The sequence below is a fragment of the Pseudomonas aphyarum genome (assembly GCF_028657055.1).
GTDB lineage: Bacteria > Pseudomonadota > Gammaproteobacteria > Pseudomonadales > Pseudomonadaceae > Aquipseudomonas > Aquipseudomonas aphyarum.
The window spans coordinates 459,253-474,396 of the sequence record NZ_JAMDGS010000014.1 but is presented as its reverse complement, the minus strand read 5'-3'; the positions used below and the strand labels follow the sequence as shown (position 1 = coordinate 474,396).

The 15,144-nt window shown below is 62.0% G+C and carries 12 protein-coding genes; 5 read left to right on the top strand and 7 right to left on the bottom strand.

Annotated elements, in window-relative coordinates; translation table 11 throughout:
* Nucleotides 1-20: 20 nt before the first annotated feature.
* The 4 genes from M5G18_RS22940 to M5G18_RS22925 form a co-directional block, all read right to left on the bottom strand.
* Nucleotides 21-1,064, bottom strand: a complete 1,044-nt coding sequence (locus M5G18_RS22940) for an ABC transporter substrate-binding protein (protein WP_007959933.1) — start codon at nt 1,062-1,064, stop codon at nt 21-23.
* 48 nt (nt 1,065-1,112) lie between these two features.
* A complete protein-coding gene (locus M5G18_RS22935) occupies nt 1,113-2,237 on the bottom strand; it encodes an ABC transporter ATP-binding protein (protein WP_007959931.1) in 1,125 nt (374 codons plus the stop codon).
* Between the two features lie 218 nt (nt 2,238-2,455).
* Nucleotides 2,456-3,085 (bottom strand): response regulator, encoded by a 630-nt coding sequence (locus M5G18_RS22930; RefSeq protein ID WP_179693504.1) that lies wholly within the window; start codon nt 3,083-3,085, stop codon nt 2,456-2,458.
* Nucleotides 3,086-5,485 (bottom strand): PAS domain-containing sensor histidine kinase, encoded by a 2,400-nt coding sequence (locus M5G18_RS22925; protein ID WP_273896323.1) that lies wholly within the window; start codon nt 5,483-5,485, stop codon nt 3,086-3,088.
* 73 nt (nt 5,486-5,558) lie between these two features.
* Here M5G18_RS22925 and M5G18_RS22920 point away from each other — a divergent pair, with 73 nt between their 5' ends.
* Nucleotides 5,559-6,548, top strand: a complete 990-nt coding sequence (locus M5G18_RS22920) for an alpha/beta hydrolase family protein (protein WP_273896322.1) — start codon at nt 5,559-5,561, stop codon at nt 6,546-6,548.
* A 61-nt stretch (nt 6,549-6,609) separates the two neighbouring features.
* Here the strand turns inward: M5G18_RS22920 and M5G18_RS22915 are convergent, their stop codons facing one another.
* Genes M5G18_RS22915 through M5G18_RS22905 form a run of 3 tightly spaced genes read right to left on the bottom strand, consistent with a single transcriptional unit; the run spans nt 6,610 to nt 9,066 of the window.
* On the bottom strand, nt 6,610-7,377 hold the full coding sequence (locus M5G18_RS22915; RefSeq protein WP_273896321.1) for a TerB family tellurite resistance protein: 768 nt from the start codon (nt 7,375-7,377) through the stop codon (nt 6,610-6,612).
* A 1-nt stretch (nt 7,378) separates the two neighbouring features.
* Entirely contained in the window at nt 7,379-8,050 is a 672-nt protein-coding gene (gene murU, locus M5G18_RS22910) for an N-acetylmuramate alpha-1-phosphate uridylyltransferase MurU (protein WP_273896320.1), read from the bottom strand.
* The gene (locus tag M5G18_RS22905; RefSeq protein WP_273896318.1) at nt 8,047-9,066 is read right to left on the bottom strand and encodes an aminoglycoside phosphotransferase family protein; all 1,020 of its coding nucleotides are present in this window, start codon (nt 9,064-9,066) and stop codon (nt 8,047-8,049) included. The genes murU and M5G18_RS22905 overlap by 4 nt, the downstream gene beginning before the upstream one ends.
* A gap of 130 nt (nt 9,067-9,196) precedes the next feature.
* Between M5G18_RS22905 and M5G18_RS22900 the strand changes: the two genes are divergently transcribed.
* From M5G18_RS22900 to rsmA, 4 genes are read left to right on the top strand one after another with little or no spacing between them, the layout of a single operon-like run.
* Nucleotides 9,197-11,995, top strand: a complete 2,799-nt coding sequence (locus tag M5G18_RS22900; protein WP_273896317.1) for an LPS-assembly protein LptD — start codon at nt 9,197-9,199, stop codon at nt 11,993-11,995.
* Nucleotides 11,976-13,292 carry a peptidylprolyl isomerase SurA gene (surA, locus tag M5G18_RS22895; RefSeq protein ID WP_273896315.1) on the top strand — a complete coding sequence of 439 codons (1,317 nt, stop codon included), beginning with the start codon at nt 11,976-11,978 and terminating at the stop codon, nt 13,290-13,292. Before M5G18_RS22900 ends, surA begins: the two co-directional genes overlap by 20 nt.
* A complete protein-coding gene (pdxA, locus tag M5G18_RS22890; RefSeq protein ID WP_102685686.1) occupies nt 13,289-14,278 on the top strand; it encodes a 4-hydroxythreonine-4-phosphate dehydrogenase PdxA in 990 nt (329 codons plus the stop codon). The genes surA and pdxA overlap by 4 nt, the downstream gene beginning before the upstream one ends.
* Nucleotides 14,275-15,093, top strand: coding sequence for a 16S rRNA (adenine(1518)-N(6)/adenine(1519)-N(6))-dimethyltransferase RsmA (rsmA, locus tag M5G18_RS22885; RefSeq protein ID WP_007959916.1), 819 nt, complete (start codon nt 14,275-14,277; stop codon nt 15,091-15,093). Before pdxA ends, rsmA begins: the two co-directional genes overlap by 4 nt.
* Nucleotides 15,094-15,144: the final 51 nt, after the last annotated feature.

The following is a 15,144-nucleotide window of genomic DNA, read 5'->3' as shown; positions in this document are numbered from 1 at the left end:
ACGCCGCGTATGCATCAGCCTTACTTCGCAGCCCAGGAATTGAAGCGCTGCTCCAGTTGCTCGCCGTTGTCAGCCCAGAAGCTGACGTCGATCTGCACCTGGTTGGCGATGTTTTCCGGGGTGGTCGGCATGTCTTTCAGGATTGCCTTGTCCAGCAACGGCACTGCCTGAGAGTTGGCCGGGCCGTAGGCGATGTTTTCCGAGTAGGTCTTTTGCTGTTGCGGCTGCACCGAGAACGCGATGAATTTCTTCGCCGCTTCGGCACGCTTGGCGTCCAGACCTTTCGGGATGGCCCACGCATCGAAGTCGTAGATACCGCCGTTCCACACCACTTTCAGGTTGGATTCTTTCTGCACGGCGGCGATACGACCGTTGTAGGCGGAGCTCATGACCACGTCACCGGAGGCGAGGTATTGCGGCGGCTGGGCGCCGGCTTCCCACCACTGGATGTTCGGTTTCAGCTCATCCAGTTTCTTGAATGCGCGATCCTGACCGCCCTTGCTGGCCAGTTCCTTGTAGACGTCTTTCGGCGCAACGCCGTCGGCCATCAGTGCGAATTCGAGGGTGTACTTGGCGCCTTTGCGCAGGCCGCGCTTGCCCGGGAATTTCTTGGTGTCCCAGAAATCCGCCCAACTGGTCGGTGCGGTTTTCAGCTTGTCGGCGTTGTAGGCCAGCACGGTCGACCACACGAAGAAGCCCACGCCGCATGGCTGGATCGCGCCTTTGACGTAGTCTTCGGACTTGCCGAACAGCGCAGGATCCAGTTGCTCAAACATGTCTTCGTCGCAGCCACGGGACAGTTCCGGCGATTCAACCTCTACCAGATCCCAGGACACGCTCTTGGTGTCGACCATGGCTTTGACCTTGGCCATCTCACCGTTGTACTCGCCGGCGACGATCTTGCCGTTGCCCGCCGCTTCCCACGGTGCGTAGAAGGCTTTGACTTGCGCCGCCTTGTTCGCCCCGCCAAACGACACCACGGTCAGATCCGGCCCAGCGGCCATTGCGCTTGCCGCACCCATCAGGCCCAGGGTCAGGGCTGTGAACTTCAGGGATCTCAACATTTATTGTTCTCTCCACGTGCAGGGTTGGTGTTGGTATTGCCGGGGCGATCAATGCGCCTCTAGAAGAGGATCGAGCGCGCGAACGTGCTCGACCTGCCAGCCAAGCGGAACCACGTCGCCGACCGCGAGCGCAGGATCGAGCTCGGCAATCGGTTGTTTCACGAAGAAGTCGGTCTTGCCGCAGACTTCCAGGCGCACCCGGACGTGGTCGCCCAGATAGATGAATTCGGCCACCCGCCCGGAGAAGCGGTTGACGCATTGGTCGCTCGAACCGTTGAGGCTGACGCGCTCCGGACGGATCGACAGGGTGACGGGTTCGCCGGTCTGGCCGATGTTGACCGCCAGCGCCTCGACCTTTTCCCCGCGCCCCAGCTCGACCACACAGCGCTCGCCGTTCTGGCTGAGCAGGCGACCGTTGAGGCGGTTGTTCTCGCCGATGAAGTTGGCGACGAAGGTGTTTTTCGGTTCTTCGTAAAGGGTGCGCGGCGGAGCGATCTGCTGGATTTCACCTTGGTGGAACACCGCAACGCGGTCGGACATGGTCAGGGCTTCGCCCTGGTCGTGGGTCACGTAGACAACGGTCACGCCGAGGCGCTGGTGCAAGTGTTTGATTTCCATCTGCATGTGTTCGCGCAGCTGTTTGTCGAGGGCACCGAGGGGTTCATCCATCAGCACCAGCTGTGGCTCGAACACCAGCGCGCGGGCCAATGCCACACGCTGTTGCTGGCCGCCGGACAATTGCGCCGGATAACGCGATGCGAACGCGTCGAGCTGGACCATGCTCAGGACTTTCTTGACCTTGTCGCTGACGTCGCTCTTGTTCAGGCCACGCACGGTGAGCGGAAACGCGAGGTTTTCGGCGACGGTCATGTGCGGGAACAGCGCGTAGTTCTGGAACACCATGCCGATGTCGCGCTTGTGCGGCGGCACGTTGTTGATCGCCCGCCCGGCCAGAAGGATTTCACCGGCGGTCGGTGTTTCGAAACCGGCGAGCATCATCAGGCTGGTGGTCTTGCCCGAGCCGGACGGCCCGAGCAAGGTGAGGAATTCGCCCTTGCGAATGTCCAGGTTGAGGTCTTTGACGATCAGGTTCTCGCCGTCGTAGCTCTTCTGCACTCCACGAAAGCTGACCAGCACATCGCTGGCCCCTGCGTTTGATTCGACCTGGCTCATACCCACACCTTTGTTATTGATGACTGCTGTGGGATTAAGCCTAGTGGCTGCTCGCAGTCACGCAAATCGGGGCGCAGGAGAGAATCGCCTCAGCCGGATGGAAGGTCGGGGGTAGGGATTGCCCTACAAGGATGGCGCGTTTTGGCAAACCCGACGCATGGGTCGGGGCTCAAGCCGTCAGAACCGGCAAAAACGCCTGTCGCTATTGGATATATCGCTCAGAGGAGCTTGTGTTCCATAGCGTACTTCACCAGCTCGGCGAGCGAGGTGATGTTGAGTTTCTGCATCAGTCGCGCCTTGTGGGTGCTGATGGTCTTGCTGCTCAGGGCCAGTTGCTGGGCGATGTCGTTGACATTGGCGCCTTGCGCCAGGCGTTCGAACACCGAGAACTCACGCTCCGACAGCAACGAGTGCAACGGCCGCGTATCGGTCAGGCCGACTTCGAAGACCATGCGGTCCGCCAGCTCCGGATCGATGTAGCGCCCGCCCGCCGCGACCTTGCGAATCGCCGTCAGCAGTAGCGCCGGATCGCTGTCCTTGGTCGCATACCCGGCGGCACCGACCTTCAGCGCCCGGGCGGCCATCTGCGCTTCGTCGTGCATCGACAGCACCAGAATCGCCGGCGGATGGTTCAGCGCGCGGATCCTTGGAATCGCTTCGAGCCCGTTGACGCCGGGCATCGAGATATCCAGCAGCACCACTTCGCAGGGCACGTTGCGCAGGGTTTCAAGCAACTGCTCGCCATTGCTCGCCTCCCCCACCACTTGCAGATCCTTGGCCAGGCCGATCAATTGCTTGATGCCTTCGCGAACGATGGTGTGGTCTTCGGCTACCAATACACGGATCACTTACTTCTCCTCATCCAGTGGCACCCGCACGCTCAGCGTGGTGCCCTCGCCCGGCTCGCTGTCGAGTGACAGCTGCCCGCCCATGATCAACACCCGCTCGCGCATGCCCACCAGTCCAAAGGATGTCGGCCTGCCGGCAGCGGCGACAAATCCTACGCCATCATCGCTGACCGTCAGACACAATTCATCGCCTTCCTGCGCCAGCGTCAGTTCCACAGTATGCGCCTGGGCATGACGCATGACGTTGGTCAGCGCTTCCTGAAGAATGCGGAACAGGCCGATGGCCTTGGCGTCGCTGAGCGGCGCAAGGTTGTCCGGCACCTGCACCAGACACGGAATTTGCGTGCGCGCCTCGAACCGCCGCGCCTGCCACTCGATGGCCGAGGCGATCCCGGCATCGAGGATCGGCGGGCGCAATGCCGTCGCCACATCGCGCACCAACTGGAACAACTGGGCGATCAGGCGTTTCATGCTGTTCAGCCGTTCGTTCAGACCCGGGTCGAGTTGCGCGTAGGCCAGTTCGCACATCGACGTTTCCAGTTTCAGCACCGTCAGCATCTGCCCCAGCTCATCGTGGACCTCGCGGGCAATGCGCGCCTTTTCCTCTTCGCGCACGCTTTCCAGGTGCGCCGACAGTTCGCGCAGTTGTTCGCGGGACGCCGCCAGCTCCAGTTCGATGCGTTTGCTTTCGGTGATGTCCCAGACAATGCCGTCCCAGACGTAAGAACCGCCTTCCAGCTGACGGGTGATGGCCTTGATCTCGGCCCAGCGCTGCTCGCCCTGGCGCGTGAGGATCCGGCCCTGCCACGACCAGTCGCTGTCGGTGTCCAGCGCCTGATCCTGGGTCTGGTGATAAGCGGCCCGGTCATCCGGATGCACCAGACTGCGCAGGCCCATGTCGCGATGGGCGATGGCGGCCGGCGCGTAGCCGACCAGACTTTCGCTGCCCTCGCTGATGTAGGCGAAGTCGATCTGCCCGGTGACCGGTGCGCGCTCAAGACGAAACACCAGCCCCGGCACATTGGCCGCAATGCCTTGCAGCCGCGCCTCGCTTTCCTGCAACGCAGCCAGGGCACGACGGCGTTCGGTGACATCGGTGAGGTAAACCACCAGGTACTCGCCATCGCGAAAACGCAGGAAGCTCAGCGACACGTCCGCCGGCAGCACACTGCCATCGGCGCGCACACAGTTGGTTTCAAAACTCAGCGGCCCCTCTTCGCTGGCCCGGGCGCGTTTCCACAGGTTGAGCCAGCGATCCATATGCAGGCCCGGTTCGAAGTCGATCAGCGGCCGGTCGATGATGGCGCCCTGTGGATAACCGAGCATGTTTTCTGCCGCGCGATTGGCGTAGCGCACATGGCTGTCCCAGTTGACCCAGAGAATGCCGACGGTGCTTTGATCGATGGAAAACTGAGTCAGACGCAGGGCTTCTTCGCTGGCGGCGCGCAGAGCGATGTCTTCACGCGCGTCGAACAAACGTTGTTCAAGACTGCGTTGCTGGCGGCGTTGCCAGAACACGATGGCCACGCAGCTGAGCAGCAACACCGCAAACAACAGACTCAGGTTCTGCCAGAAGCCCGGCGATTCGGAGAGCCGTGGGTACTTGGGTTGCAGCCATTGCGCATGCAGGCGTTCCAGATCCCTGGCCGGGATTGCGCGCAGGGCGCTTTCAACGATGCCAGCAAGCTCCGGCCAGTCGCGGCGGGTGCCGATGCGCAGCAGTTGCGGCAAACCGATGTCACCGACCACCACCAGCCCGGCGAACTCCGGTTCTGCCGACAGCCGACCGAGCTGCGCCTCATCGACCACCGCGTAGGACGCCTGCTGACTCAGCAACAGTTGCAGCGCCTGACGCTCCATCGGTACGCCTTGCAGATTCAGGTGGGGATAGTTGCCGCGCAGGTAATCGGCGGTGACGCCGGGCATGCGCACGGCGACGCGGGTCTGGCTGTCGAGCTTTTCCAGCTCCACGGTCGCGCTGCTTTTCTGGTCGCTGACCACCAGTTGCGGCACGCGCATGTAGGGGTCGGAGAACTGCCACAGACGCAGGCCGCTCGGGGTCTGGGTCAGGCCCGGGGCGATATCGATTTCGCCGTCCCGGGCAGCGGCCTCGAGTTGTGCCAGATCCTGAAAATTGCGCCAGCTCAGCTCGACATTCAGCGCCTTGGCCAATGCCTTCATCACTTCGACGTTGGCCCCTGACAGCCGCTGCAAGCGCCGATCGTATTGCGCGTACGGCGCCTGCAACACCAGGCCCACGCGCAATTCATTGTGCTGTGCGAGCCATTGTTGTTCGCTCGCCGACAACCGCGCGAGGTGGCTCGGGGGCGCAGGCGCCGCCCAGCCCATCAAGGGAAACGCCAGACAGCCGATAACCCACAGGCAGCAAAAACGCATCATTGAAGTCTCATACACTGACAAATTCTGACCAACCCATTAGGCTGCCGGGATAACTTCTGGCCTGGAATAACCGATGCCCCCTGTCTATCGCCTGGCAATGCCAGCATTGTGCCTGTCGCTGATCCTGCCTTGTGCGTTTTCCGTCGAAGCCGCGGATCCGGCACCCGCCCCGGCCGCAGAAAAAGCCGCCGAAGAAAAACCGGTCGAACGCCAGCCACTGCTTGAGCGTAGTCAGGAAGAAGCCGCGGCACTCGAACGCAAGGTTCCGGCCCAGGAACAACAACAACTGCAAGCGGGCAGCGACACCTTCCTCGCCCTGTGGAAACCGGCCAACACCGCCGAACCCAAAGGCGCGGTGATCCTCATTCCCGGTGCCGGCGAAACCGCCGACTGGCCCCAGGCGATCGGCCCGTTGCGCCGCAAGTTGCCGGACGTCGAGTGGAGCAGCCTGAGTATCACCCTGCCCGATCTGCAAAGCGATGCCATCGCACCGCGCGTGGTCGAAGCACCCGCCGCGCCGAAAACCGTCGACCCGGGCAGCAAGGATTCGACCACCGCCGAGCCGATCGAACAAGCCGCCGGTGGCGAAGCCGATGTGGCCGACAAGGTCGTGGCTGAGTCCACCGAGGAACAGTCCAAGGCCGACGCCGAGCGAATCTTCGCCCGCATCGACGCGGCACTGGCCTACGCCGAACAACAGAGTGCGCGCAGTATCATCGTGCTCGGTCATGGCACCGGCGCTTACTGGGCGGCCCGCTACATGAGCGAGCGCCAAAGCTCGCAGGTCGAGAAGCTGGTGCTGGTAGCCGCGCAGACCCCGGCCAAGGCCAAGCCGGAACTGGTGGAACTGACGCCGACCCTGAAGCTGCCGACAGCCGACATTTTCTATATGGACAAGGCGCTGGACCGCAACGCGGCGCTGGAGCGCATGCAGGCGAGCAAGCGGCTGAAGACGTCCGCGTTCAGTCAGGTCGCACTCAAGGCCCTGCCGGACAACAAGGCCGAGCAGGAGCAATTGTTCCGCCGGGTGCGTGGCTGGTTGAATCCGCAAAGCCCGGACTGAAGAGCCCGGACTGAAAACGCAGACAAAAAAATCGCAGCCCAACGCTGCGATTTTTTTATGCCTAGCGAAAATCCCGCCGTTCACGAATCAAGGTGTAGGCATTGTGCAATTCGCGGGTCCTCTCGGTGGCCTCGCGCACCTGCGCCGGCGTGGCACCCGTCCCGGCCACCTTGTCGGGGTGATGCCGGCTGAGCAGGCGTCGATAGGCGCGTTTGATCTGCGCCGGTTCACTGGTGGCCGATACGCCGAGCAGGCGCATCGCCTCCTGATAGCTCACCGCCGCGCTGACGATCGGGCGCTTGTGCGGCTCGTAGTCCGCCGCCAGCGCCTGAATCTGGTGCGTCGTCCAGCCCAGCCACTTGCCCCACTGCGCCAGCAATTCACGCTCGCTGACGCCGGCCCGGCCATCGGCCCAGACCATTCGCCAACAGGCCCGCAACACGCCCTCAGCCGCATGGGGTTGAGCGCTTAACCGACGCAGATAACCGCGCAGATTGTCGTTGCCGGACTTGCCGCGATTGAACGCGGCAATCGCCCGGCGCTGTGCCGGCTCGCTCATTTCCAGCGAGCGCATCTCGTGACGCGCCTGCTGGATGTGACCGTCCGTGACCCGCCCGTCGCTCTTGGCCAGACGCCCGAGCAACACGAACAACAATTCATCGTTGCGCAGCATCGGCCGTCCGCCGAGTTTCTCCCGCAAATGCCCCCAGCTCTGCAAATGCAGGCGCCGATCCAGCGCCTGCCCCAACAAAGCCCCAAGCATGGCCCCCGGAATGCTGGCGATAGCAAAACCCGCTCCGGCTCCAATCAGAGTCCCTGGCCACAACATATCAGCGACTCGCTTCTATCAAGGCTTCGGCTTCGGCCAGACGCTCGTGCGTGCCGACATCGACCCAGTGCCCCTTCAACCGCTCGCCGGTCACCTGCCCGTCCGCCATGGCTTTGCGCAGCAGCGGCGCCAGTTTGAAGGCACCGTCGCTGCAGCCGTCGAACAACTGCGGATGCAGGACGGCGATGCCGCTGTAGGTCAGGGTCGCCGCGTCGGCCTGGCCATCACGCACCTGGCCGTCGGTCAGAGTGAAATCGCCTGTCGGGTGATGGGCCGGATTGTCCGCCAGCACCAGATGCGCCAGGCCGGTGATCGGCTGATGCAGCACGCTGAAGTCGTAATCGGTCCAGATGTCACCGTTGACCACCAGGAACGCGTCGTCACCCAACAGCGGCAAGGCGCGGAAAATTCCGCCGCCGGTTTCCAGTGGCTCGCCCTCCGGCGAGTACTGGATCGACACACCGAATTGCGAACCATCACCCAGATGATCTTCGATCTGCTGTCCGAGCCAGGCGTGATTGATCACGATCTCATTGAAGCCGGCCGCGGCCAGGGCACGCAGGTGATATTCAATCAGCGGCACGCCGCCGGCTCGCACCAGCGGTTTGGGGGTGGTCAGGGTCAGCGGGCGCATGCGCTCGCCTTTGCCCGCCGCCAGAATCATTGCCTTCATGCCGTCACTCCACCACGCAGGCTGACCAGCAGTGCCTGCAGATCCGCCAACTCGGGACGGCGAGCGATGACCGCTTCTATATAAGAGAAGAACCGCGGCACATCGCCGAGGTAACGCGGCTTGCCGTCGCGATGGCAGATGCGGGCGAAGATGCCGATGACTTTCAGGTGGCGCTGCACGCCCATCAGGTCGCTGGCACGCAGGAACTCTTCGAAGTCCGGCTGCACCGGGATGTTCAGCGCCGACGCCTGCTGCCAGTAGCTTTCCAGCCAGCCGCGCACACGCTCTTCAGGCCAGCTGAGGAAGGCGTCCTTGAACAGGCAGGTCACGTCGTAGGTCACCGGGCCGTACACGGCGTCCTGGAAATCCAGCACGCCGGGATTCGGCTCGCTGAGCATCAGGTTGCGCGGCATGTAGTCGCGGTGCACCAGCACTTTCGGCTGAGCCAGGGCGCTGTCGATCAGCAGCTCGCTGACCTTTTGCCACTGCTGCTGTTGGGTTGCATCGAACTCGACGCCCAGCTCGCGTTTTACGTACCACTCGGGGAACAGCTCCAGCTCGCGGCGCAACAACGCGACGTCATAGCTCGGCAGCGGCGCCACCATCGGCAGCTGCTGAAAAGCCAGCAGCGCTTGCAGGGCATCGCTGAATAACGCGTCGGCATTTTCGCTGTCGATCACGTCCAGATAGGTCTTGTTGCCCAGGTCATTGAGCAAAAGAAACCCGCGTTCGAGGTCCTCGGCATAAATTTTCGGCACGTTGATGCCGGATTTCGCCAGCAAAAAGGCGATATCCACGAACGGTTTGCAGTTTTCCTGAGGCGGCGGCGCGTCCATCACGACGAAGCTGCGACCCGCGCCTTCCCAGCGGAAATACCGGCGGAAACTCGCGTCGCTGCTGGCCGCGGTCAACGTGGCCGGGGGTACGGCTCCCCAGCCCTGATCTGCAAAAAGGGTTGCCAACTGTTCATCGAGCCAAACTTTCAGGTGTTGCAAGCGTACATCTTGATCAGGCATTGCAAGGGTCTCCGACGGCGCTAGCCGTCAAGCGGGTCATGCTTTATTATCCAGCATCTTTTTCAGACCATCGAGAGGCGTGCGGCCCACACCGCGGGCAGATGGCACGCAGGAAGCCCGGACTAATAAGATGGCATTGAAATCCCCCGCGTTTCGTAAAAAATTTCCGTTGTTGGTAACCGGCAGTCTGCTGGCTATGCAACCTCTGGCCAGTTCATTCGTTGTTGCCGCCGAGCAGTATGACTGCGCCGTCTCGGCAACGGGTGGCTGGGCCTGCTCGCCGAAGACGCCGGCCGCTGCCTTGCCGCCGCGTCCCGTGCATGACGGCAGTGCCGTCAGCGCCGCTGGCGAAGCCCCGGCCGAGAGCGGCTCCACTGCGGAGTCCGGGCCCAAGCCGGTACTGGTTACCGAGTCCAAGGGCCGTGGCCTGAAATCCCGTAGCGAAGACTACAGTCACCTCGACTGGGTTCCGCGCGAGAAGCTCACCGCCGCCCAACTGGCCGAGACCGGTCCTTACTGCTCTGGTTCCTATATCGAACCGATTCGTCCTGGCATGAATGACAAGACGAATAAAAGTGACGCCCCGACCTTCATCGGCGCCAAGGCGTCGCGTTATCAGCAGGATTCGCAGGTTGCGAGCCTGGCCGGTGACGTGGTCATGCGCCAGGGCAGCATGCAGGTCGAAGCCGACGAGGCCAACCTGTATCAGGCCGAGAGCCGTGGCGAACTGGCCGGCAACGTGCGCATTCGCGACAACGGCGCGCTGATCGTCGGCGACCACGCCGATGTGCAGCTCGACACCGGTGAAGCCAAGGTCGACAACGCCGAATACGTGATGCACAAGTCGCGCATCCGCGGTAACGCGCTGTACGCCAAGCGTGCCGAAAACGCGATCATCCGCCTGAAGGACGGCACGTACACCACGTGCGAACCGAACAGCAACGCCTGGCAGCTCAAGGGCAACAACATCACCCTGAACCCTGCCACCGGTTTCGGTACTGCGACCAACGTGACACTGCGGGTCAAGGACATTCCTGTCCTGTACACGCCGTACATCTACTTCCCGATCGACGATCGTCGTCAGTCGGGTTTCCTGCCGCCGACCATCGGCTCCGGCAGCGACACCGGCTTCATGCTGGTCACCCCGTACTACTTCAACCTGGCACCGAACTACGATGCCACGTTGTATCCGCGCTACATGAGCAAGCGCGGCATGCTGATGGAAGGCGAGTTCCGTTACCTGACCAAGTCGAGCGAAGGTCAGTTCGGTGCGGCGTACCTCAACGACGAGGACGACGAGCGCAAGGGCCAGACCGACTACGAAAAAACCCGCTACATGTACAACTGGCAACACAAGGGTGGTCTCGACTCCCGTGTGTTCACCCAGGTGGACTACACCAAGATCAGCGATCCTTATTACTTCCAGGATCTGCAGACCGACCAGATCGGCGTGAAAAGTGCCGACTACGTGAACCAGCAGGGTTCGGTCACCTATCGTGGCGACAGCTACACCGCCCGTTTGAACGCCCAGGCGTACCAGCTGGCAACCGTGTCGAACATCACGCCGTATGACCGCCTGCCGCAGATCACCTTCAATGGTCAGCTGCCGTATCACCCGGAAGGTCTGAACTTCGATTACGAGACCGAAATCGTTCGTTTCGATCGCGATCTGAAAAACGGCAACTTCACCAACGAAGACGGCACTGTCGAGCCGCGTCTCGACAACAACGTGTTCGGCCTCGCACGCGCCAATGGCGACCGTTTGAATCTGAAACCAGGCGTCAGCCTGCCAATGAACTGGACCTATGGTTTCCTCAAGCCATCGCTGAAGTACCAGTACACCCAGTATCAACTGGATCTGGACGGTACTGGCAAATCGCAAATTGCCGGTCAGACCGCAGAGCAGAACAAACTCAACGGTACGTTCGACAGCAACCAGAATCGCGGCGTACCTATCGCCAGCGTTGACGGTGGCCTGTACTTCGACCGCAATACGTCCTTCTTTGGCAAGAACTACCGCCAGACGCTTGAACCGCGCATGTTCTACCTCTATGTGCCGAAGGTGGACCAGGAAGACATTCCGGTATTTGACACCAGCGAATACACCTTCAACTACGCGTCGCTGTTCCGTGACAACCGCTTCTCCGGCTCCGACCGTGTCGGCGACGAGAACAAACTGTCGCTGGGCGTGACCAGTCGCTGGATCGAAGACGACGGCTTCGAGCGTCAACGCATCAGCGTCGGCCAGGCCCTGTACTTCAAGGACCGCGAAGTTCAACTGCCAGGCATCGCGTTCAACGATCGCGACGACGCCAAGGCCAACGTTTCGCCTTACGCGTTGGAATACGAATACCGCTGGAACCGCGACTGGCGGACCACTGCCGATTACAACTGGGACCCGGACAGCCGCAGCCCGCGTTCCGGCAGCGCGATGTTCCACTACCAGCCTGAAGACAACCCGAACAAGGTGGTCAACGTCGGCTATCGCTATCGCAACGACCAGGTCCGTTACGACCAGAACACCGGTAAATGGTCGGTGGGTGGTGGTGACTACGGCACCCCGGGGCAACCGGGTTACGTGAAGGACTACTACAAGATCCAGCAGCATGACTTCTCGGTCATCTGGCCGATCGTTCCGCAGTGGAGCGCGATCAGCCGCTGGCAGTACGACTACAACCGCAATCGCACGCTGGAAGCCTTCGGTGGTTTCGAATATGACAACTGCTGCTGGAAACTGCGCCTGATCAACCGTTACTGGGTCAGCTATGACGAATTCAGTCAGAACGCCCCGGAAAACGAAAAAGGCGACCACGGCGTCTTCCTCCAAATTGTTCTGAAGGGACTCGGCGGCCTCACCGGCGCCAAGGTAGAGAGCTTCCTCGACAAAGGCATCCAAGGTTATCGTCAACGTGAAGACCAAGCTTTCTGATTGTCTGCGCCCGCTGATGCTGGGCGCGCTGTTCCTGGGTACCGCGGCCAACGCCGCGGTGCAGTCCATCGATAAAGTAGTGGCCATCGTCGACAACGACGTGGTCATGCAGAGCCAGCTGGATCAACGCGTCCACGAGGTTCAGCAAACCATCGCCAAGCGTGGCGGTGGCCTGCCACCTCCGGGCGTACTGGATCAACAGGTGCTCGAGCGCCTGATCGTCGAAAACCTGCAATTGCAGATCGGCGAACGTTCCGGCATTCGCATCACCGATGAAGAACTGAACCAGGCCGTCGGCACCATTGCCCAGCGCAATAACATGACCCCGGATCAGTTCCGCATCGCCCTGTCTCGCGATGGCCTGTCCTACGAGGACGCTCGCGAGCAGATCCGTCGTGAAATGGTCATCAGCCGTGTGCGTCAGCGCCGCGTGGCCGAGCGCATTCAGGTATCGGAACAGGAAGTGAAGAACTTCCTCGCCTCCGACCTGGGCAAGATGCAACTGTCCGAAGAGCTGCACCTGGCCAACATCCTGATTCCGACCCCGGAAAGCGCCAACTCTGAAGCGATTCAGAGCGCCGCACGTCAGGCGATGGAGGTTTACCAGCAACTCAAGCAAGGCGCTGACTTCGGTCAACTGGCCGTTGCCAAGTCCGGCAGCGACAACGCTCTGGAAGGCGGCGACATGGGCTGGCGTAAAGCCGCTCAACTGCCACCGCCGTTCGACCGCGAACTGAGCAGCATGACGGCTGGCGACATCACTCAACCAGCACGCACTCCGGGTGGTTTCATCATCCTGAAGCTGCTGGAAAAACGTGGTGGCGAAAGCCAGATGCGCGACGAAGTGCATGTGCGTCACATCCTGGTCAAGCCAAGTCCGGTTCGTGACGAAGCCAAAACCAAGGAGCTGGCTCAATCGCTCTACAACCGCATCGAAGCCGGTGAAGATTTCGCCGAACTGGCCAAGAAGTACTCGGAAGATCCGGGTTCCGCCCTTAACGGTGGCGACCTGAACTGGATCGACCCGAACGCACTGGTGCCGGAATTCCGCGCCGTGATGGCCAAGTCCCCGCAGGGCCAGCTGTCCAAGCCGTTCCAGACCCAGTACGGCTGGCACGTTCTGGAAGTCCTTGGCCGTCGCGCCACCGACAGCACCGAACAGGCCCGTGAGCAGCAAGCGATGACCGTACTGCGTAACCGTAAATACGACGAAGAGCTGCAAACCTGGCTGCGTCAGATCCGTGACGAAGCGTACGTAGAGATCAAACTCCCTGGTGCAGACCAGGCAGCGCAGTGAAACCCAAGCGTTTCGCGCTGACACCCGGCGAACCGGCCGGCATCGGTCCCGACCTGTGCCTGCTGCTCGCCTCGCAAGCCCAGCCACATCCCCTGATTGCCATAACCAGCCGCGACCTGCTCCAAGAGCGGGCCGCGCAGCTGGGGCTGGCCGTCAGCTTGCTGGAAGTGGCGCCTGACCACTGGCCGGACGCTCCGGCGCCCGCCAACAGCCTGTATGTCTGGGACACTCCGCTCAGCGCCCCCGTGGTCGCCGGGCAACTGGACAAGGCCAACGCCGCATTCGTCCTCGAAACCCTGACCCGCGCCGGCAATGGCTGCCTGAACGGCGACTTCGCCGGGATGATCACCGCGCCCGTGCACAAAGGCGTGATCAACGAATCGGGCATCGCGTTTTCCGGTCACACCGAATTTCTCGCCGACCTGACCCATACCGCCCAGGTGGTCATGATGCTCGCCACCCGCGGTTTGCGCGTGGCGCTGGTCACCACTCACCTGCCCTTGCGCGACATCGCCGATGCGATCACGCCGGAGCGGCTGGAACGGGTCACGCGGATTCTGCACGCTGATCTGCAACAAAAATTCGGCATCGCCCAACCGCGCATCCTGGTCTGCGGGCTCAACCCGCACGCCGGTGAAGGCGGACACCTGGGCCATGAAGAAATCGACATCATCGAACCCACATTGGAGCGCCTGCGCGGCGAGGGCATGGACCTTCGTGGCCCGCTGCCTGCCGACACTCTGTTTACCCCCAAATATCTGGAGCACTGCGACGCAGTGCTGGCGATGTACCACGACCAGGGCCTGCCCGTGCTGAAGTACAAAGGCTTCGGCGCTGCAGTCAACGTGACCCTGGGCCTACCGATCATCCGCACTTCGGTCGACCACGGCACCGCCCTGGATCTGGCCGGCAGCGGCAAGATCGACACCGGCAGCCTGCAAGTCGCCCTGGAAACCGCCTACCAGATGGCCGAGACCCGTTTATGACCGAGCAATACCAACACAAGGCGCGCAAACGCTTTGGCCAGAACTTCCTGCACGATGCCGGCGTCATCGACCGCATCCTGCGCTCCATCAGTGCCAAGGCCGGCGACCGCATGCTGGAAATCGGGCCGGGCCAGGGCGCATTGACCGCCGGCATCCTCAATTCCGGCGCACAGCTGGACGTGGTGGAGCTGGACAAGGACCTGATCCCGATCCTCAACCAGCAGTTTGCCGGCAAGAGCAATTTCAACCTGCATCAGGGCGATGCGCTGAAGTTCGACTTCAACAGCCTGAACGCTGCGCCGAACAGCCTGCGTGTGGTCGGCAACCTGCCGTACAACATCTCCACGCCGCTGATTTTCCACCTGCTGAACAACGCCGGCATCATCCGCGACATGCACTTCATGCTGCAGAAGGAAGTGGTCGAGCGTCTGGCCGCAGGCCCCGGTGGCGGCGATTGGGGCCGTCTGTCGATCATGGTTCAGTACCATTGCCGGGTCGAACACCTGTTCAACGTCGGCCCGGGCGCGTTCAATCCGCCACCGAAAGTCGACTCGGCGATCGTCCGTCTGGTCCCGCACGCAGTACTGCCGCATCCGGCCAAGGATCATCGCCTGCTCGAGCGCGTGGTGCGTGAAGCCTTCAACCAGCGTCGCAAGACTCTGCGCAACACCCTCAAACAGTTGCTGAGCAACGCCGAGATTGAAGCCGCCGGCGTCGATGGCAGCCTGCGCCCCGAGCAACTCGATCTGGCCGCGTTCGTGCGCCTGGCCGACAAGCTCGCCGAACAGCCGGCGAAAGCACCTGAAGCCGACTGACCGGCAATGATCGCTATCGGGCGGGACGCCAACTCTGGTCTACTGCCCGAT